This window comes from Pelagibacterium halotolerans (genome assembly GCF_044811015.1).
Taxonomy (GTDB): Bacteria; Pseudomonadota; Alphaproteobacteria; order Rhizobiales; family Devosiaceae; genus Pelagibacterium; species Pelagibacterium halotolerans_A.
Genome location: NZ_CP085243.1, coordinates 179,490 through 198,286 on the forward strand (window position 1 = coordinate 179,490; position 18,797 = coordinate 198,286).

The window sequence follows — 18,797 nt, forward strand, 5'->3', positions numbered from 1 at the left end:
TTATGACTTCAACATTCCTCGTCGGGCTGCTCGCGCCCGCCGTGGCTTTCGCACAGGACGAGCCTGTCAGCTTGAACTGGGCGCTGTGGGACTGGAACTCGGTCGCATACTATCAGCCGCTGATCGATGCCTACGAGGCGGAGCACCCCAATGTTACCATCGAGTACACGGACCTTGGCGCCGCCGACTTCCCCCAGATGCTCATGACGCAGCTTACGGGAGGTGCTGACGACATCGACATCGTGTCGATCAAAGATATCCCGAGCTATGCGCAGCTTATCAGCACCGACCGCCTCGTGGACCTCACTGGAGCCTATGACGAGCCTGTCGATCCCGCTCCCTATGGTGGCTTGCTTGAGGAACTGACCGTGGATGGTGGCCTTTACGGTCTTCCGTTCCGTGCCGATTTCTGGCTCGTCTACTACAATAAGGACCTCTTCGATGCGGCCGGTGTCGACTACCCGACCAACGATTGGACTTGGGATGAATTCTACGAAAAGGCCCGTGCGCTGACCTCGGGCTTCGGTGCGGACAAGGTCTATGGCGCGCATTTCCATACCTGGCGTTCGACCGTCGAATTGCCGGCGATCATGGACGGCGAGAACACGTTGATCGCCGAGGACTATTCCTTCCTCGCGCCATGGTATGAAAGCGTTCTAGCGTTGCAGGAAGAGGGCGCGGTCCAGTCTTACGGCGCGCTCAAGACGTCCCAGACCCACTATTCCGGCCCGTTCTACAACGAGCAGATTGCAATGTTGCCGATGGGCAGCTGGTTTATCGGCACCCAGATCAACAAGGTCGACTCGGGCGAGAGCCTGTCCGAGAACTGGGGCATTGCGAGCTATCCGCATCCTGAAGGGGTCGCGCCTGGCACCACCGCCGCCACGATCACGTCGCTCGGGGTGAACGCGAACTCAGCCCACCAGGAAGCCGCGCTCGACTTCATCCGCTGGGTGGCCAGCCCTGAGGGGGCCGCTATCATCGCCAAGACCGGAACGCTGCCCGCGATCCGCGACGATGCCGTGATCGAGACTATCGCCTCGAATCCGGGCTTCCCCCAGGACGAGAACAGCCGTGATGCTCTGCGCACGACGCAGACCTACCTCGAATTGCCGGTCGATTTGCAGGCTGCTGAAATCGAGCTCGTGCTGAACCGTGCGCATGATAACATCATGACTGGCAACGTCTCGGTCGAGGACGGCATTGCCGAAATGAACGCTGGCGTGCAGGATATCCTGGACTGACCATCTTTGCGGACGCGGGCGGCATGTCGCCCGCGTCCGTTCTCGGATCCGAAAGGAGCCGGATTGGCCCGTGGCGAGACGCCACCAATCATTGCGCCCATGTCAGGGCGACTCAGGCACCCATCAGAACAACCAGTGCCCGCGCTTTGTTGCCCGGGCAAAGTCGAAGAAAAGGAAGCACCCCATGCTGTCCGTCAAAACCATGCATGCGGTTCACCAGAGCCAGGCACGAACTTTCGATACCGCGACACTGCGTGAGCACTTCCTCGTTGAAGACGCCTTCCGTCCCGGCGAAATTCGCCTCACCTACACACACTATGACCGGTTCATCCTGGGCGGCGCGGTACCGAATGGCGGCAGCCTTACGCTTGGAGAGGTCAGCGAAGCCGGTACGCCGTCGATCCTTGACAGGCGCGAGATGGGAATCGTCAACATCGGCGAAACCGGCGAAGTTGCTGCCGGTGGAGAGAGCTGGACTCTCAACCGTGGTGACGTGCTGTATCTGGGTATGGGCGCTGGCGAGGTAACGTTTTCAGGCAGCGGCCGTTTTTACATCACTTCCGCGCCGGCGCATCGGGCTTGTCCCAACCGGCTTGTCGCTATTGGCGACGCGAAGGAGGTGAAGCTGGGCGAGGTCGCAAGCTCCAACAAGCGTACTATTCGCCAGTTCATTCACCCCGATGTCATGGAAAGCTGCCAGCTAACCCTCGGCTATACCACGCTCGAGGACGGATCGGTCTGGAACACGATTCCGAGCCATACGCATGATCGCCGTATGGAGGCCTATCTCTACTGGGGCATGGACCCTGAGGCTCGGGTCGTCCACCTGATGGGTGAGCCACAGGAAACGCGGCATCTGATGGTCGCCGACGAACAGGCGGTGATATCGCCTTCCTGGTCGATCCATTCCGGCGCGGGGATCGGCGGTTACACCTTCATTTGGGCAATGGCGGGCGACAATCAGTCCTTCACCGACATGGACTTCATCGCGCCCAAGGACCTGCTATGAGCGACGCCTTCTCTCTTGACGGCCGCAAGGCTCTAGTCACTGGCGCGAATACCGGGATCGGCCAAGCCATTGCGATGAGCCTCGCCGGACAGGGGGCCGATGTCATTTGCGCCGGTCGCAGCGCGTGTGCCGAGACGGTTGGCAATATCGAGGCCGCCGGTGGCACCGCCTCGGATCTGCGGCTCGATTTTTCCGACCCGATGGCTGCGCGCGAGATCTTCGAAGACGAGAGCATCGACATCCTCGTGAACAATGCCGGGATTATCCGGCGCGCGGACAGCGTTGACTTCACCGAGGCCGATTGGGACGACGTCATCGATGTGAACCTCAAGGCCGTATTCTTTTCCTGCCAGAGCTTTGCCCGCAGTTTGATGCGGCGCGGCGCCGACGGTGCTATCGTGAACATAGCCTCGCTCTTGAGCTTTCAGGGCGGAATCAGGGTCCCCTCTTACACGGCATCCAAGCACGGCGTGGCCGGGTTGACCAAAGTGTTAGCGAACGAATGGGCGCCGCACGGCATCACTGTCAATGCGATCGCCCCAGGGTATATCGCCACCAACAACACTGCGGCGCTGCGCGAGGATCCCGAGCGGTCGAAGGCGATCCTAGACCGCATTCCGGCGGGACGGTGGGGGGCGCCAGCGGATATCGGTGGCGCTGCAGCATTCCTCTGCGGTCCGGCCGCCCGCTATATCACCGGGGCCGTCCTGAACGTTGACGGCGGGTGGCTGGCACGTTGAGGCGCCCGTCCGAGCGGCGGTGACCGACCAAGTCTGCCCAAGGCTCTGCTGGGCTTACCGGCAATCGCCAGCCAGTGAATCGATTGACCTCGTTATGGCAGGTGTTGGTGTGCTGGCAATAATCGCGCGGCCTTATGCGACGCAGCACGGACATATCGGTCTATTCCCCGATCGCTACCCGTTACACGGGCCCGGCGCGCTGTGGCGGAATGACCGGTTAGCACTCTAAAATGTGTTTTCGGTCGCGGTGGGCCAGGGCGGCGCGCTTCTCTAGGTGTCGAGATGCTCTTCATTCACCTTATGGGTTGACTTATCGCGTCGTGTAGAGTAATTCACCTATATGGTTGAACGAAAAGATGACGCGCGACTAAGCGAGATCTTGAAGGCTGCCAGCGATCCGACGCGGCGTGCGGTGCTGACGATGCTCGCGCAGCAAGGCCCGACCCGGGTTACCGATTTGGCCAAGTGCTTCGACATGAGCCTCAATTCGGTGTCCAAGCATATCAAGGTTCTCGAAAGGGCCGGACTCGTCAGCCGCAAGACCGAATGGCGTGAGCACCTGATCGCTGTCGATATGAACCCGCTTTCGGAAATCGATCGCTGGTTCCGTGAACTCCGGTCGATCTGGGATATGCGCCTGGAAGCTCTGGACGACCTCCTAACGAAGGAAACCGACCATGACTGACACAATGAACGATATGAGCCTGACCGTTTCACGCACCATCAAGGCCCCCGTGGAGAAGGTTTTCGACGCTTGGCTCGATCCTAAAATGCTGGCGCGCTTCATGACGCCCGGCGAGGGCATGAGCGTGCCGTCGGCCAAAACCGACCCGGTGGAGGGGGGACGGTTCGAAATCATCATGAAGGCCGGCGACGACGAGATGCCGCACGCGGGCACCTACAAGACCATCAAGCGCAACAGCCAGCTCGTTTTTAGCTGGGAAAGCCCCTATTCGACAGACGGTAGTATCGTGACGCTCGATTTCGCGCCAGTGGCCGGTGGCACCGAGGTGACGCTGACCCACGTCAAGTTCGTGTCCGAAGAAAGCCGCGACAATCACAAGGCAGGTTGGGCCGCTATCCTCGCCGTGCTCGGCTCGGAGCTCGAAGCCGCCTGAGGGCTTTGGGCGCATAACATGGAGAGTGTCGAGGGGCGGTCGTTTGGCCGCCCCTTGCTTGGGCTATTCGTCGATGGTTTCCACGTCGACGATCTGCGTGCCGCGTTCCAGCGTGTTGCCAACCGTGCACAGGTCGTGAGCCTCGGCGATCAGCGCTTTACGTTCCGATTCATCAAAATCGCCTTCGATCCTGAAGGCGCTGCGGAATTTGGTGACGCGAGACGGTCCATCGGCGGCCTTTTCGTGCTGTACGTCGACATCGACGGAAACCAGCCGGTCCTGCCAGCCCCTCTTGCGTGCGGCGATGCGGACAGAGAGCACGAGGCAGCCGGCGAGCGCTGCGTCCAGCATTTCGACCGGGGTCATGCCGGACTCGCTTGCGCCGCCGGCAATCGTGAGTTCGGCACCCGAACGGGCCTTTACCGCACCCTGGCCCCGGCCGGGAAGGGAGGCGCCGACAGTGGTGGAGCGGGTTACGATCTTGACCATTTCGAAAAATCCTTTGCTGAAAACCGGGCTCCGGGTGGCCGCAACGGTCATGTCGGAACGGGGCGGATGCCGTGCAACAGGTGGCGTCGGTCTTTGGAAGGACATTGTAAGCATTTGCCAAACCAGCAAAAGCCATTCCGCGCCAGGGTTCAAAAAAGCAATCGAACTGACATGCTAGTGATGTTTCCGGACCGTTTCCGGCGCTAAGGTGGATGCAATGGACCCGCCGGTGCCCCCGGAAAGGGTCGGAGCCGCGAGGCGGGGTGCCGCGTTTGGATAGCGGGACTCACCGAAGCGGACATTTATAAGGAGCAAGATGACATGACACATCTTTCTAAGGGTGTAGTCCTCGCGGTTGCCGCGGTGCTGGCGCTGGGGCCGGCCGTGGCTTCGGGGCAGGACGCCGATCCTGACGCAATCATCCGTATCGGTTCGCTTTACGAGCCGCAGAATCTCGACAATACCGCTGGCGCCGGGCAGGGGATCAACGAAGCCTTCAACGGCAATGTCTATGAGGCGCTTTTCCAGCTTCAGGACGAGGGTGAGGTGACCGAGCAACTCGTTGCCGATTACGACATCAGCGAGGATGGGCTCACCTACACGTTCACGCTGCAGCCGGATGTCACCTTCCATTCGGGGGATCCGCTGACAGCGGAGGACGTGGTCTACAGCATCGAACGGGTGACGGCGGAAGAGTCGCAAAGCTCGCGCAAGTCGAGCCTTGCGACGATCGAGTCGGTCGAAGCCGTTGACGATCTGACCGTCGCGGTGACGCTGTCCGAGCGCTCGATCTCGCTGCCCTACAACCTCAGCTACGTCTGGATCGTCAACGACGCGGCGGGTGAAATCACGTCGAGCGAGGACGGCACCGGGCCCTATCGATTGGACGCATGGCGGCGCGGTTCGAGCCTGAGCCTCGTTCCTTACGAGAACTACTGGGGCGAGGCGCCCAGCAATGGTGGGGTGGTATTCAACTACTTCACCGAGGCGACCGCGCTCAACAATGCGCTGCTGACCGGCGCGGTGGATATCATTACCTCGGTGCAGAGCCCGGATTCGCTGGCGCAGTTTACCGGCAATCCGAGCTTTACGGTGACCGAGGGGGCCTCCACCACCAAGGAGTTGATGGCGTATAATGACCGGATCGAACCATTCAACAACGTGAAGGTGCGTCAAGCTATCGCCCGGGCAATCGACGACGAGCAGCTGCTGCAAGCGATCTGGGGCGACTATGGAACGCTGATCGGTTCGTTCGTGCCGCCCACGGACCCATGGTATGTCGATCTCACCGATGTCAATGCGTACGATCCCGAAAGTGCGCGCGAATTGCTGGAGGAGGCCGGGTATCCGGATGGGTTCAGCTTTACCCTCGACACACCGAATTACGACCCGCACCCGATCGTGGCACAGTTCGTCCAGAACGAATTGGCCGAGATCGGGATCGATGTTGAAATCAACATCATCACGGCCAATGAGTGGTACACCAAGATCTACCAGGCGCACGATTTCGAGGCGACGTTGCAAGAGCACGTCAACCACCGCGATATCGTCTTTTACGGCAATCCCGACTTCTACTGGGGTTACAACAATGCCGAGGTGATCGAGCTGATTTCATCTGCCGAAGCCAGCGAGACGGTAGAGGAGCGTAACGAAAAGCTGCGGCAGGCGAACATCATCATCGCCGAGGAAGCGGCGAGCGACTGGCTTTATCTCTACCCGCAGATCGTGGTATCGGCGGCTAATGTCAGCGGGTACCCGGTCAACGGGCTGAACTCGCAGTTCTACGCCTACGATATCGTCAAGACGAACTGATAGTGTCAGCCGGCGGAAAGGAGAGGGGCCATTCTCGCTTACATTTTCCGCCGGCTCGCCATCCTCGTCATTTCGCTCTTTGTCGCGGTGGTCGTTCTGTTCATCCTCCTGCGGCTCTTGCCCGGCGATCCCGCAAGTTCGCTCATATCCGTCGGCGCCGATCCCGATCAGATCGCCGCCGCGCGGCGGCAGGTGGGATCGGACCTGCCGCTTTTCGAGCAGTTCATCCATTTCCTCTCCAGCCTCGTCCGGCTCGATCTCGGCACTTCGTTTGTCAGCCGGGCACCGGTGCTCGATGAAGTGCTGGCGCGATTGACGCTCACCATTCCCTTGACGCTGCTCTCGTTTTCGCTGGCGATTGTCGTCGCGGTTCCCTTGGGGATCGTTGCCGCGGTCAAGGCCGACAAATGGTACGGAGCGGCGATTTCCCTTGTCTCCCAGCTCGGCATCGCCATCCCCGTCTTCTGGGTCGGAATCCTGCTCGTGACGCTTTTCGCGGTGAATTTGCGGCTGCTGCCTTCGGGCGGGTTTCCACCGCGGGGGTGGGGCGAGCCGCTGGCGGCGCTTCGGGCGCTCATTCTGCCGATCGTGACCATCGCCATTGTCATGGCGGCCTCGCTTCTGCGCTATGTGCGTTCGGCGACGCTGGACGTTTTGGGCAGCGACTATTTGCGGACGGCGCGAGCGCTGGGGGCAGGGTTTTCCGAATCGCTGGTGCGGCACGGGATCCGCAACGGCGCGGTCCCCGTCGTTTCGATCCTCGGGATCGAACTGGCGACGGCGCTTCTGGGCGCGGTCGTGATCGAGCGCGTGTTCGCACTGCCCGGGCTCGGGTCGATGCTGCTCCTGGCCATAGAGCAGCGGGATTATCCGAACGTCCAGGGCGTGCTCTTTATTTCGACCTTGCTGGTGCTGCTGATCGGCTTTTTCGCCGATCTGGCGCAGCGGTTCATCGACCCACGGCTTCGCGATCCGCATGGGAGTGTGCAGAGATGACGGCTGTCGCCGCAATCGCGCCGCGCCGGACGCGCACATCGCTGACGCTGAGCGTAGGGATCGCGCTCGTCGGGCTGCATGTCGTCGTGGCGCTTCTGACGCTGTTTTGGACACCTTATGACCCCACGGGCATGGCTGGCGGACGGCTCGAAGGACCGTCCTTTGCCCATTGGGCGGGAACGGACCGGCTGGGGCGCGATTCGTTAACACAGATCATGATCGGGTCGCGGATCGCGCTGACGGTCGGGGCGGGCGCCGTGGGCATCGGCGCGCTGATCGGGGTGACGCTCGGTGTGCTCGCTGCGTTTGCGACGCGGTTTCTCGACGACGTGCTCGCCGCCGCGTTCGATATCCTGATCGCGTTTCCGACGCTGCTGCTCGCGATGCTGGTGGTCGCCGCAACCGACAGCGCGAGCTTGTTTTCGGCGATTTTGGCGTTGGGAGTGGCGATTTCCGCTATCGTCGGGCGTCTGACGCGCATTCTCGCCAAGCGGGTGCTGGAGATGGACTATATCACCGCCGCGCGGACGGCAGGGACATCCTGGGCGGGGATCGTCTTCATCCACCTTCTGCCCAATATCTGGCCGACGCTATTGGTCAATTTCGCGCTGCAGTTCGGGCTCGCGGTCATTGCGGAGGCCTCGCTCTCCTATCTCGGGCTTGGCGCGCCGCCGCCCAACGCTTCGTGGGGGCGGCTGCTGCAGGAGGCGCAGGGGACGGTTTATACCGCGCCGTTCGGGGCGATTGCGCCAGGCCTTGCACTCGTTTCGCTGGTGATCGGGATGAATATGCTCGCGGACGGGCTGCGCGATATCGGCGATCCGACGCGGAGGCGGTCGCGATGAGCGCAGTGCTGGACATAGAAAAGCTGACCGTTCGGGCCGGGGAGACCGTACTGGTATCCGGCCTCGATCTGACCATTGGCGAAAACGCCCGGGTCGGGCTCATTGGTGAGTCTGGTTCGGGGAAATCGCTGACGGCGCTTGCGGTGATCGGGCTGTTGCCCCCGGGGTTATCGGCGGAAGGCTCGGTCGTGCTCAACGGGACGCAGGTTATCGGCGCGCGGGACGGCGATCTCGTGCTGCAACGCGGGCGCACCGTCGCGACGGTGTTTCAGGAGCCGCTGACGGCGCTCGATCCGCTCATGAAAATGGGCAGGCAGATCGCCCAGCCTGTTACGCGGCGGCGCCGCCGCGCGGGCGAGACCACCGCGCGGGCCGATGTCGAGGCGGATGTGCGGCGGCTGCTGATGCGCGTGGCGCTGCCCGATCCGGACCGGATTGCCAATGCGTATCCCTTCGAGGTCTCGGGCGGGCAGCGGCAACGTGTCGCCATCGCTATGGCGCTCGCGTGCCAGCCCAAGCTGCTCATTGCGGACGAACCGACGACGGCGCTCGACGTGACGACGCAGGCGGAGGTTCTCGACCTTTTGGCAGGGCTTGTGCGCGAGGAGGGGATGGCGTTGCTTTTTATCGGGCACGATCTGCCGGTCGTCGCGCAGATCGTCGACGATGTCACGGTGATGCGCCGGGGCGAAGTGGTGGAGCGCGGGCCGGTGGGGCAGGTGCTGGCCGAACCTGAACACGACTACACGAGGACGCTTGTCGCGGCGGCGGATGCGTTCGACAGGGCCCTGGGGGATGCGCGATGGGTTTGATTTCGGTCGAGAACATCGAATTTTCCTACGCACGCGATCAACGGGTTCTCGACGGCGTATCGTTTTCTGTTCGGCCCGGCGCCAATATCGGGCTCGTGGGCGAGTCGGGCTCGGGCAAGTCGACGATTTTGAAGCTGCTTTTGGGGCTCGCACGACCTTCCGGGGGTACGATCCGGTTCGAAGGCGATACATTCGATGCCCGTGATCGCGGGTTCATGCGGCGGTATCGGCAGGCAGTGCAGGCGGTCTTTCAGGACCCCTATTCCTCACTCGATCCCAGGCAGAGGGTAGAGGATATCGTTGGTGAGCCGTTGAGGTCGCTTCGCATTCCGGGCGACCGCACAGCGGCGATCCGGGCCGCACTTACCGATGTGGGATTGTCCGAGGATGCGGTGTCGCGCTATCCGCACGAATTCTCCGGCGGGCAGCGCCAGCGTATCGCCATCGCCCGGGCGATTGTGGCGAGGCCGAAGTTGATCCTTGCGGATGAGGCGGTGAGCGCGCTCGACCTTTCGACACGCATCAGGATCGTGGAGCTTTTGAAAACGCTCTCGGACGCGATGACGATCCTCCTGGTCTCGCACGATCTCGGGGTCGTTGCCGCGCTCTGCGAGGAGATCATCATCCTTGAGCGCGGGAAGATCGTCGAGAGCGGGAAGACACGGGATATTCTCTCCGCCCCACAGCATCCCTATACGCGGAAACTGCTGGCGAGCGTGCCGCGGATGCCGGGATAGGCGCTCCTATTGCGGTGGCGCTACAGAGCCACTGTTGTTTTGGCTTGATCTTCGGCCATGAACGCGGCCAACGCCTCCTGATCGATTTCCGCGCCCGCAAGCCCGCGTTTGGTGCGGCGCCAGAGGACGTCTTCCGGGGTATGCGCCCATTCGTTTTCCATCAGGTAGCGCACTTCGGCGGCGTACAACCCTGCGCCGAAATGTTGGCCGAGATCGCCGGTCGATTTGGCACCATCAAGAATTGTCCAGGCCCGTGTACCATAGCGGCGGATGAAGCGTTTGGCTTCGGGGCCGGAGAGGAACGGATAGTCTGTGCCAAGTTTCTCGACCTCGTGGGCAAACGCGCCAACGGGAAAGTCGCCGCCCGGAAGATGCGCATCGGCTGTCCATTTTTCTCCGCGTTTTCCGAGTACTGCCTCGATATGTTCAAGCGCTGATTCCGCCAATCGCCGGTAGGTCGTGAGCTTGCCGCCGATGACGTTGAGCAAGGCCGCCTCACTATTGCCTCCCGAGCGTTTGAGGACGTAGTCGCGGGTCGCTTCCTGGGCCTTGGAGGCGCCATCGTCGTAAAGCGGGCGGACGCCGGAATAGCTCCAGACGATCTGGTCGCGGGTGATCGGGGTGGCAAAATACTCGCTCGCTGCGGCGCACAGGTAGTCGGTCTCGCTTTCCGAAATCGCCACGTCGCGCGGGTCGCCGAAATAATCCTCATCGGTGGTGCCGATGAGGGTGAAATCGTCTTCGTAGGGGATGGCGAAGAAGATGCGGCCGTCATTGTTCTGGAAGAAGAAGCAGCGAGGGTCGTCATAGAGTTTCTTGACGACGATGTGGCTGCCCTTCACCAGGCGGACAGCGTGCTTTTCGTGCGCGTGGACCGACTGGTCGAGGACGGTATCGACCCAGGGACCAGCCGCGTTGACGAGCATTTTCGCCGCGATGGTTTCGGTTCGGCCGGTTTCGGTATTCTCGGTTTCAATGTCCCAGTGACTGCCGACGCGTTTCGCGGAGATGACCTTGGTGCGTGTATGGATGCGTGCGCCCTTGTCCACCGCGTCTCGGGCATTGAGCGCAACGAGGCGCGCATCGTCCACCCAGCAGTCGGAATATTCGAACGCTTTGCCGTAGCCGGGCTTAAGCGTTCTGCCGATTGGGTCGGTTTGAAGGTCGAGGTCTTTGGTGGCGGGCAGCAGTTTGCGTCCGCCGATGTTGTCGTAGAGGAACAGACCCAACCGTAGGAGCCAGGAGGGGCGGAGACCCTTATGGTGAGGAAGGACGAAGCGCAGCGGCCAGATGATGTGTGGCGCCGCCGCCCAGAGCACTTCACGCTCCTTGAGAGCTTCGCGGACGAGACGAAATTCGTAATGTTCGAGATAGCGCAGTCCGCCATGGATGAGCTTTGTGGCCCGCGAGGAGGTGCCGCTCGCGAGGTCGTCCATTTCGGCAAGGAATACCGAAAAGCCGCGGCCTACAGCATCACGCGCGATGCCGCAGCCATTAATGCCGCCGCCGATAACGAAGATGTCGTAGATGGTTTCGCTCAAGGCGCGACTCCGTAAATCCGAAACTGAATCGAAAGTGATGCGAAAATCGATGGGTGTCAATCGAAGGCGGCTGGGGCATTCGGGCGCATCCCTCCGAGGCTATCGCACTGGACATATGCTTCCGCCGAATACCCCTCGTCATCCCTCCCCTTGGTATGCATGCCAAAAACGTTACGAATCGTATCCTCGTGCATCAGCGCTTCGGGTGTTCCGGCAGCTTCCACCTTGCCGTCCTTGATGAAGACGAGGTTCAGGCAGTCGATCTGGTGGGCCATGTCGAGGTGGTTGACCGGCTCATCGAGGCAGATGATATCGCTTTCCTACGCGAGCTCCATGGCGATCCAGACCCGCTGGAGCTGCCCCCTGAAAGAGAGCCGAGCCGCCGTTCGCGCAGAGCGCACGCCCGTGCCGACCATGGCCTTGTCGATGGCGCGGCGATCCTCGGGCGCCGACCGGCTCTGGGTCAGAAGCCCGATCTGGCGGGGCATATCCTTGTGACCGAGTTTTGCGATGTCGATTTCTTCGAGCAGGATGCATCGGCCTCGCTCTGGAACAGCCTCAACGTCGTCCAGACAGGCGACGTCCGGCCCGTCAACAATGCGATCTGGAACACCGCCGGCGGCGACATCGCGGCCAATCTGAGGCTCGACGATATCATCGAGATCTATGGGCTGGACGTTGAATAGATATCTAGCCCTCCTTTCGCCATCCAATGCAAAGGGCCTCGTTCGTGTGGCCCTTTTTTGTCAGTAGACTTATCGGCTCGTATTCCGGCTACCCAAGGGCTCAGCCGTCCAGCCAGGCTGCGAGGCTGTCCATCGTTTGCAGCCCGTATTCCACCGCGCCGAAGCCGATGACCACCTGACGCCGCTCGCGGCTGGGGTGGAGTTGGCGCATGGTCAGTACCGTCTTGCCGTCGGTCTGCTCATCGAAGGTTACCGTGACGCGGAAACGGTCTGGATCGTCGGGCTCGGGCGTGCCGTAGTCCATCACGATCCGTTCGTTGGGCACGATCTCCAGAAAGTGCATGAGGTTGGGGAAGCGCCGTTCCTGACCCTCGAACACGCCCACCATGTCGAAGCGCCAGACACCGCCCTCGCGGATATCGGCCTCGTGCGTCTCGATGCTAAGGCCCGCCGGGCCGTACCATTGGGCCAGGGCCTTGGGATCCATCCAGGCGGCGAAGACCTTTTCGCGTGGGTGGTTCAGAAGCTTGACCAGTACGATTTCGCGATCGGGCGACCACGTCTCAAACGGGTTTGCCATGTCCTTGATCATCCTCTTCGATCTTGTCCAGATAGCCTTCCAGCCGGTCCAGCCGCTCGGTCCAGCGCCGGCGTTCCGCTTCCATCCAGTCCGCCGCCTCGTTGAAGCGCGCTGGCGCCAGCCGGCACCAGCGGCTGCGTCCGCGCTTTTCGCTGGTGATCAGCCCGCAATCTTCCAGGACCTTGAGATGCTGGGCGAAGGATGGCAGCGCCATGTCGAAAGGCTCGGCGAGGGCGCTGACCGGCAACTCGCCCTCGACCAGCCGCGACACCACGGCGCGACGGGTCGGATCGCTGAGAGCGTGAAAGGCGAGATCGAGAGGAGACGAATGGTAAGGCATGTGTGACAGTAAATTGGTCGGATATAACGGTCAAGGATAAAAAGGTACTTGCCTAAGTGTTGTGGTTTGATATGAAGGCATATGCCTTAGCATTAAGCCTTCGCCGGCTGGCGTCGGTTGCAACCACTTCATGAAGGATTCCAGTGGCAGTTCGTGTCGATCTCAACATTTCCCTCGATGGTTTCGCGACAACGACGGACCAGACGCCCGAAAACTCGTTCGGCGAAGATTGGTCGCGTCTCGTCAGCGCATATGCAGCAACGCGAACGGTTCGAGAGCGCGTTTTCAAAGAGACCACGGGGGCCGGGACCACGGGTGTCGATGACGAATACGCGAAGGCGTACTTCGTCAATGTGGGGGCCGAAATCATGGGTGCGGGTATGTTTGGCCTCCACACCTTTCCCGACAATCCGGACTGGCGCGGCTGGTGGGGCGACGAACCTCCGTTCGGTTTTCCGGTCTTTGTGCTAACCCACAATCCGCGCCCCCCTATGGAGATGGCGGGCGGTACAACGTTTCACTTTCTCAACACCACTCTTAAGGACGCACTTCGACAGGCTCAGAGGGTCGCGAACGGCAAGGATGTTCGGGTTAGCGGTGGTGCAACCGTCGTCCGCGATTTCCTTAAGGCTGGTCTTGTCGATCGTCTGCACGTCGCGATCACGCCAATCCTGCTTGGGCGCGGCATCCGCCTCTGGGACGATCTGCGCGGCCTCGAATCCGGCTACACGGTAACGGCGGAAACGGCCGAAAGCGGCATCGTCCACCTCACCTTCCAACGAAATGCGGGCTAGCGATAACCTGTGATTTGCGTGATCGTGGACCGCCCGCGGGTGGTCTATGGTGTCGGCGTGCGCGGTGCCCCCGGCGCGCCGAACCTTTGTCCGCCTTTCGGTGTGGCGTCCTGAAAGCTGAAAGACGGTTTCCACCCCAAAGGCGAGATAGGGCAGATCATTCGGGTGCGATGGGAAACGACGTGAAGTCGGCCGCCATCCTCGCCCATTGGGATCAATCGAAAGCGGACATACCCCAATCTTTTGGACGAAGATCGTCTGCAAGGCCCCGGTAATCCGGGACCCTGCAACGTTTGTAGATCAGTTCGTCAGGCGCTGCGTTTCTCGCTGCGCAGCCAGGCGTTGCGTTTCTCGTTGCGCAACCCTTGCAGGATGGCCCAGCACATCAGCAGCAGGATCACCGTGAACGGCATCCCGATCGAGATCACCATGGCCTGAAGCGAAACGAGACCGCCACCAAGAAGCAGCGCGATGGCCACCAGCCCCTCGAAGGTGGCCCAGAATACACGCTGTGGCACCGGCGCGTTGACCTTGCCACCCGATGTGATCGTGTCAATCACCAACGAGCCGGAATCCGAGGAGGTAACGAAGAACACGATCACCAGGATGATTCCGATCGTTGACGTGATCGCCGCCATCGGCAGGCTTTCGAGCAGCGCAAAGAGCGAGATTTCCGGATGATAACTGTCGATCACATTGGCCTTGACGGCACTTCCGATCGGATCGCTGAGCACCTGCTCGATCGCGGCGCCACCGAAAACAGCCATCCAGAGGACGCAGACCAATGAGGGAACGATCAGCACGCATATCAGGAATTCGCGCACCGTACGGCCGCGGCTGATGCGGGCGATGAACATGCCCACAAAGGGCGACCAGGAAATCCACCAGGCCCAGTAAAAGGACGTCCAGCCCTGCACGTAACCGGTATCCTCACGGCCGAACGGGATCGACAGCGGTACGATTTCGCGCACATAAGAGCCAAGGCCGACAAAGAATTCGACCAGGATCGTACCTGCGCCCGCCGCGAACAGCACAAACAGCAGCAGCACGGCGGCGATCACCATATTGATCTCCGAAAGCACCTTCACGCCGCCCTCGAGACCGCGCACCACCGAAATCAGCGCCACCGAGGTAATCCCGATGATCAACAGCACCTGAACGTTGACCGAGTTGGGCACGCCATAGACGAATTCAAGCCCCGCATTGGCCTGCTGCGCGCCGATACCCAGCGAGGTGGCCAGGCCAAACAGCGTAGCGAGCACGGCTATGATGTCGATGACATGACCCCACCAGCCCCAGACGCGTTCGCCCAGAAGCGGGTAGAAGGCTGAACGGATCGAAAGGGGTAGGCCCTTGTTGTAGGTGAACAGTGCCAGCGCCAGCGCCACCACACCATAAATCGCCCAGGGATGCAGCGCCCAGTGATAGGAGGTTGCGGCCAGCGCCATGCGCCGGGCTTCCTCGATGTTGGCGGCGATCAAAGTGCCGTCCTCAGCGAAGGGCCGGACCGCCCCCAGCGGCTCGTCGCCCCAGGGTGTACCAAAATAATAGACCGGTTCCAGCACGCCAAAAAACATCAACCCGATGCCCATGCCTGCCGCGAACAGCATCGAAAACCATCCAAGATAGCCGAAATCCGGCCGCGCATCGGAACCGCCCAGCCGGACCGAACCCCAGGGGCTGACGATCAGAAACAAGCAGAAGAGCACGAAGATATTGGCCGACGACAGGAAGAACCAGTCGAAGTTCGATGTCAGCGTGGGCCGTAGCCAACCGAAAAACTCCGCCGCCTGTCCTGGCGCGATCAACGCATATGCCACGAAGATGATAGCGGAAAGACCCGAAATCAGAAAAACCGGGTTGTGAATATCGAGCCCGAAAGGCCCCAACTTAGCCTGGATATTGTCCTGACCGATCTCGTAATCGGTTTCGATAATTTCTGCCGCGCCTTCCGGCGTGGGAATGCCTTGATCTTCTACATCTTCGGCCATGAAATTCGACCTCCTGTCCTGATTGTTTCCTTATTGAAGTTTCAGTAAGGTTCCGTCGGTCCCCCCAGCAGATAAGTTACAATCAAGCGGCCTATTCTGATAGCTGAAAAGACAACTTTTCCCCTTATCTGAGCAAAAGCGTACCCCGGCCTATTCAACTTTCGTAGGCCCTTTTTGTTCGTGCTGGCAAAGTTTTCGAGTTGTTCTGCACAGTGATTTTGACAGGCTGCACGGCCTTGCCTCCCACGCTGTCATACCGGGGCTAGTCCCCGGAATCCCTTTCACGCGCTGTCCAGCGCGTGAAAGGACTCGTCTTTGCGTTCAAACGAACCGGGTAATCAGCGCCCGGTTCGCACGCACAAGGTCCTGTGCACCTGGCACTGGACCCCGGGAACACGTTCCGGAGTGACACGAAGGTAGGGGAGGCACGGCTTTGCCCTGAACCGGACAGCAGTACGTTTGACGCGAGGATGACGGCGGAGTGAAGGAGAGATCGTGCAACCTGTCAAAGTCACTGTGCGGAACAACTAGCCGCTTTCGTATGACTGCGAGGTTGAGGGAACCACTGGCGGTATGAAGCGGCGACGCTGAAAACGGACGTTACAGCTTGCATTGAGCGAATGGGATGAACTGCCGTTCCACCAATATGCGCAACAATAGCTGCTCTCGGTGGGAAGGCAGCTCATCCCAAATCCGAAAGGCAGCGCATTCTTCATTGGGATAGAGGACGACAACCGAGCATTTGAAACTCTTTTTGATAGCGACAAAACAAGAGCTCCAAGTCTTTGCCTTCTGGAAACGTTGTGGCCGGCGCAACGCCCGTCCCAAGCGCTGCTCCGCGCCTATCGCCTCATCGCGTCGCTTTCCCCCTCCACCAGGTCCATCGGCCACAGTTTGTGCACCGGGCCGGGGCGGTCGGTATCGGCGAAGGCAGGCATGGTGGCGAGGAGGCCCTCGGCCAGCCCGATGCCGAGATCGCGCAGGGACATGCGGAAGCAGGTCAGAGCAGGGGACAGGAAGCGGGCCAGCGGGCCCTCGCGAAAGCCAATGACGGCGAGGTCGCGTCCCGGCATGAGGCCCGCTTCGTTGAGGCGGCGATAGAGGCCGATGGCCATCATCTCGTAGACGAGCACAACGGCTGTCGGGCGGTTGTTCATGGCCAGCAGTGCGTCGCCGACGGCGTAGCCGCCGTGTTCGCTCGATCTGGCACGGATGATGTAAGAAGGATCGACAGACAGGCCATGCCGCTCCATGGCATCCACGAAGGCGTCGCGGAAGACATGGCCGAGGTTGATGTCGGTATCGGGGACGGCCACGGCGATCTGTTTGTGCCCGCGCGCGGCAAGGCGCGCCACGGCTTGGTGGGCGACGCCTTCGAAGTCCAGGTCGATCCAGGCGTGTTCGTCCGCTCCGCCGGTCCGGCCCAGGGCAATGAAGGGAATGTTGGCCGCTTTGAGAAGCGCGATGCGCCGGTCGTTCCTTTGCGTGGCCGAGATGATGACCGCATCGACGAGGCGCCGTACCACGATGCGCTGGAGATAGTCGTGTGGGTCTTCGTTGACCGAGCACGGCAGAACGACGAGATCGAGGTTATGCTGCGCGAGCGCCCCCGTCAGCCCGCCTATGACGCCGAGGAAGAAGTTGTCGCTATTGGTTTCGTTTTCGTCGTTGGATTCGATCATGAAGCCCACGGCGCTCGTCGCACCGCGCCGCAGGGAGCGCCCAGCCTGGTTCGGCGCGTAACCGAGCTCGGCGGCCGCCGCGAGGACGCGCTTGCGCGTTTCCTCATTGACGTCGGGGCGTCCGTTGAGAGCACGCGAGACCGTGCCGATCGAAATATCGAGATACTGCGCTAAGCGCCTGATTCCAACCATACAATATGCTGCGTCGACGCGGGGCCGTCCACAATCTCCGTAATCGTTTACGAAAACCTATTGACACGTTTCCGGTTTCAATCCTAGTCTCGTAAACGTTTACGGGCCAGTGCAAAGTGAAGCACTCGTAAGAGCCCGAGAGGAGAGAGTACCGTGACATATACGGCCATTCTGGCCGGGTGCGGAGCTATGTCGAAAGGCTGGCTCGATGCGATCGCGCACGCCCCGCTGCTGGACAATCGCATTGAGATCGTGGGGCTCGTCGATCTGGACGGGGGGCTGGCGGCAGACCGGGCGCGCGAGTTCGGTCTCGACGTCCCGTGCGGGATCGACCTCACCGATGCGCTTTCAACGCTCAAACCCGATCTTCTGTTCGATGTGGTGCCGCCGGCGGCGCGGAAGTCCGTGGTGCTCACGGGCTTCGATTATGGCTGCCACGTTCTGAGCGAAAAGCCGATGGCCACCTCGCTCGCCGATGCGCGGGAGATGATCGCGGCGGCTGAGCGGGCAGGGCGGGTTCACGCCATCGTCCAGAACCGTAGGTTCATTGAAGGCGTACGTCGCATCGAGGCCTTCTTGGCATCCGGCGCTATCGGCGAGTTGACGAGCGTGCACTGCGATTTTTTCCTCGCGCCGCATTTCGGCGGGTTTCGCGAGGAGATGGAGCACGTCCTGCTCCTCGATATGGCGATCCACACCTTCGACGCCGCGCGCTTCATGGCGGGCAAGGTGCCGCAGGCCGTCTACGCGCAGGAGAGCAACCCGAAGGGGTCGTGGTATGCGCATGGCGCTTCGGCTAACGCGATCTTCGAATTCTCCGACGGGGTGACCTTCACCTATCGCGGCTCATGGTGCGCCGATGGCGCGCCGACGAGCTGGGAGGCCGCGTGGCGGTTCGTGGGGACGAAGGGATCGCTGATCTGGGACGGTGCAGAGGCGTTCGACGCGCGGGTTCTGGCGGGCGAGGGGAAGTTTCTCAATGACCTGAAACCGGTCGCCGTCCCCCCTATGGAGGCCCCCGACCGGGCGCTCGGCCATGCCAGTGTCATCTTCGAATTCATCGACGCCATCGAGGGTCATCGTCGCCCCGAAACGGTATCGAGCGACAACTTCAAAAGCCTCGCCATGGTGCTCGCCGCCATCGAGAGCGCGCGGACGCAAGCCCGTGTAAACATTGAACTTTAGGGAA

At 61.2% G+C, this 18,797-nt stretch carries 19 protein-coding genes; 13 read left to right on the forward strand and 6 right to left on the reverse strand.

The window, feature by feature from the left end; translation table 11 throughout:
* Positions 1-2: 2 nt before the first annotated feature.
* The 5 genes from LG281_RS00945 (at position 3) to LG281_RS00965 (ending at position 4,111) form a co-directional block, all read left to right on the forward strand.
* Positions 3-1,244 (forward strand): ABC transporter substrate-binding protein, encoded by a 1,242-nt coding sequence (locus tag LG281_RS00945; RefSeq protein ID WP_404403473.1) that lies wholly within the window; start codon positions 3-5, stop codon positions 1,242-1,244.
* A gap of 184 nt (positions 1,245-1,428) precedes the next feature.
* Positions 1,429-2,253 carry a 5-dehydro-4-deoxy-D-glucuronate isomerase gene (kduI, locus tag LG281_RS00950; protein WP_404403475.1) on the forward strand — a complete coding sequence of 275 codons (825 nt, stop codon included), beginning with the start codon at positions 1,429-1,431 and terminating at the stop codon, positions 2,251-2,253.
* Positions 2,250-2,993 carry a 2-dehydro-3-deoxy-D-gluconate 5-dehydrogenase KduD gene (gene kduD, locus LG281_RS00955; RefSeq protein WP_404403477.1) on the forward strand — a complete coding sequence of 248 codons (744 nt, stop codon included), beginning with the start codon at positions 2,250-2,252 and terminating at the stop codon, positions 2,991-2,993. The genes kduI and kduD overlap by 4 nt, the downstream gene beginning before the upstream one ends.
* A gap of 340 nt (positions 2,994-3,333) precedes the next feature.
* On the forward strand, positions 3,334-3,678 hold the full coding sequence (locus LG281_RS00960) for an ArsR/SmtB family transcription factor (protein WP_404403479.1): 345 nt from the start codon (positions 3,334-3,336) through the stop codon (positions 3,676-3,678).
* Entirely contained in the window at positions 3,671-4,111 is a 441-nt protein-coding gene (locus LG281_RS00965; protein ID WP_404403481.1) for an SRPBCC domain-containing protein, read from the forward strand. The genes LG281_RS00960 and LG281_RS00965 overlap by 8 nt, the downstream gene beginning before the upstream one ends.
* 63 nt (positions 4,112-4,174) lie before the next feature.
* On the opposite strand, the gene LG281_RS00970 is transcribed toward LG281_RS00965, so the two are convergent.
* On the reverse strand, positions 4,175-4,600 hold the full coding sequence (locus LG281_RS00970; RefSeq protein ID WP_404403483.1) for an OsmC family protein: 426 nt from the start codon (positions 4,598-4,600) through the stop codon (positions 4,175-4,177).
* A gap of 321 nt (positions 4,601-4,921) precedes the next feature.
* On the opposite strand from LG281_RS00970, the gene LG281_RS00975 reads away from it, so the two are divergent.
* The 5 genes from LG281_RS00975 to LG281_RS00995 are packed head-to-tail and all read left to right on the forward strand — an operon-like array spanning position 4,922 to position 9,802.
* Positions 4,922-6,412 (forward strand): ABC transporter substrate-binding protein, encoded by a 1,491-nt coding sequence (locus tag LG281_RS00975; protein ID WP_404403485.1) that lies wholly within the window; start codon positions 4,922-4,924, stop codon positions 6,410-6,412.
* 42 nt (positions 6,413-6,454) lie between these two features.
* Positions 6,455-7,408, forward strand: a complete 954-nt coding sequence (locus tag LG281_RS00980; protein ID WP_404406576.1) for an ABC transporter permease — start codon at positions 6,455-6,457, stop codon at positions 7,406-7,408.
* Positions 7,405-8,253 carry an ABC transporter permease gene (locus LG281_RS00985; protein WP_404403487.1) on the forward strand — a complete coding sequence of 283 codons (849 nt, stop codon included), beginning with the start codon at positions 7,405-7,407 and terminating at the stop codon, positions 8,251-8,253. Before LG281_RS00980 ends, LG281_RS00985 begins: the two co-directional genes overlap by 4 nt.
* Positions 8,250-9,065 (forward strand): ATP-binding cassette domain-containing protein, encoded by an 816-nt coding sequence (locus LG281_RS00990; RefSeq protein ID WP_404403489.1) that lies wholly within the window; start codon positions 8,250-8,252, stop codon positions 9,063-9,065. Before LG281_RS00985 ends, LG281_RS00990 begins: the two co-directional genes overlap by 4 nt.
* Positions 9,056-9,802: an ABC transporter ATP-binding protein gene (locus LG281_RS00995; protein ID WP_404403491.1), complete on the forward strand. Its 747-nt coding sequence runs from the start codon at positions 9,056-9,058 to the stop codon at positions 9,800-9,802. Before LG281_RS00990 ends, LG281_RS00995 begins: the two co-directional genes overlap by 10 nt.
* A gap of 20 nt (positions 9,803-9,822) precedes the next feature.
* Here the strand turns inward: LG281_RS00995 and glpD are convergent, their stop codons facing one another.
* Positions 9,823-11,343, reverse strand: a complete 1,521-nt coding sequence (gene glpD / locus LG281_RS01000; RefSeq protein ID WP_404403493.1) for a glycerol-3-phosphate dehydrogenase — start codon at positions 11,341-11,343, stop codon at positions 9,823-9,825.
* 188 nt (positions 11,344-11,531) lie between these two features.
* On the opposite strand from glpD, the gene LG281_RS01005 reads away from it, so the two are divergent.
* The gene (locus LG281_RS01005; RefSeq protein WP_404403495.1) at positions 11,532-12,029 is read left to right on the forward strand and encodes a hypothetical protein; all 498 of its coding nucleotides are present in this window, start codon (positions 11,532-11,534) and stop codon (positions 12,027-12,029) included.
* Positions 12,030-12,129: 100 nt separating this feature from the next.
* Here LG281_RS01005 and LG281_RS01010 read toward each other — a convergent pair whose 3' ends face one another.
* On the reverse strand, positions 12,130-12,609 hold the full coding sequence (locus LG281_RS01010) for an SRPBCC family protein (protein ID WP_404403497.1): 480 nt from the start codon (positions 12,607-12,609) through the stop codon (positions 12,130-12,132).
* The gene (locus tag LG281_RS01015; RefSeq protein WP_404403499.1) at positions 12,593-12,949 is read right to left on the reverse strand and encodes an ArsR/SmtB family transcription factor; all 357 of its coding nucleotides are present in this window, start codon (positions 12,947-12,949) and stop codon (positions 12,593-12,595) included. Before LG281_RS01015 ends, LG281_RS01010 begins: the two co-directional genes overlap by 17 nt.
* Positions 12,950-13,092: 143 nt before the next feature.
* Here LG281_RS01015 and LG281_RS01020 point away from each other — a divergent pair, with 143 nt between their 5' ends.
* On the forward strand, positions 13,093-13,743 hold the full coding sequence (locus LG281_RS01020) for a dihydrofolate reductase family protein (protein ID WP_404403501.1): 651 nt from the start codon (positions 13,093-13,095) through the stop codon (positions 13,741-13,743).
* A gap of 308 nt (positions 13,744-14,051) precedes the next feature.
* Here the strand turns inward: LG281_RS01020 and LG281_RS01025 are convergent, their stop codons facing one another.
* Positions 14,052-15,734: a BCCT family transporter gene (locus tag LG281_RS01025; RefSeq protein ID WP_404403503.1), complete on the reverse strand. Its 1,683-nt coding sequence runs from the start codon at positions 15,732-15,734 to the stop codon at positions 14,052-14,054.
* Between the two features lie 842 nt (positions 15,735-16,576).
* Positions 16,577-17,608, reverse strand: a complete 1,032-nt coding sequence (locus tag LG281_RS01030) for a LacI family DNA-binding transcriptional regulator (protein WP_404403505.1) — start codon at positions 17,606-17,608, stop codon at positions 16,577-16,579.
* Positions 17,609-17,761: 153 nt separating this feature from the next.
* Between LG281_RS01030 and LG281_RS01035 the strand changes: the two genes are divergently transcribed.
* Positions 17,762-18,793: a Gfo/Idh/MocA family protein gene (locus tag LG281_RS01035; RefSeq protein ID WP_404403507.1), complete on the forward strand. Its 1,032-nt coding sequence runs from the start codon at positions 17,762-17,764 to the stop codon at positions 18,791-18,793.
* Positions 18,794-18,797: the final 4 nt, after the last annotated feature.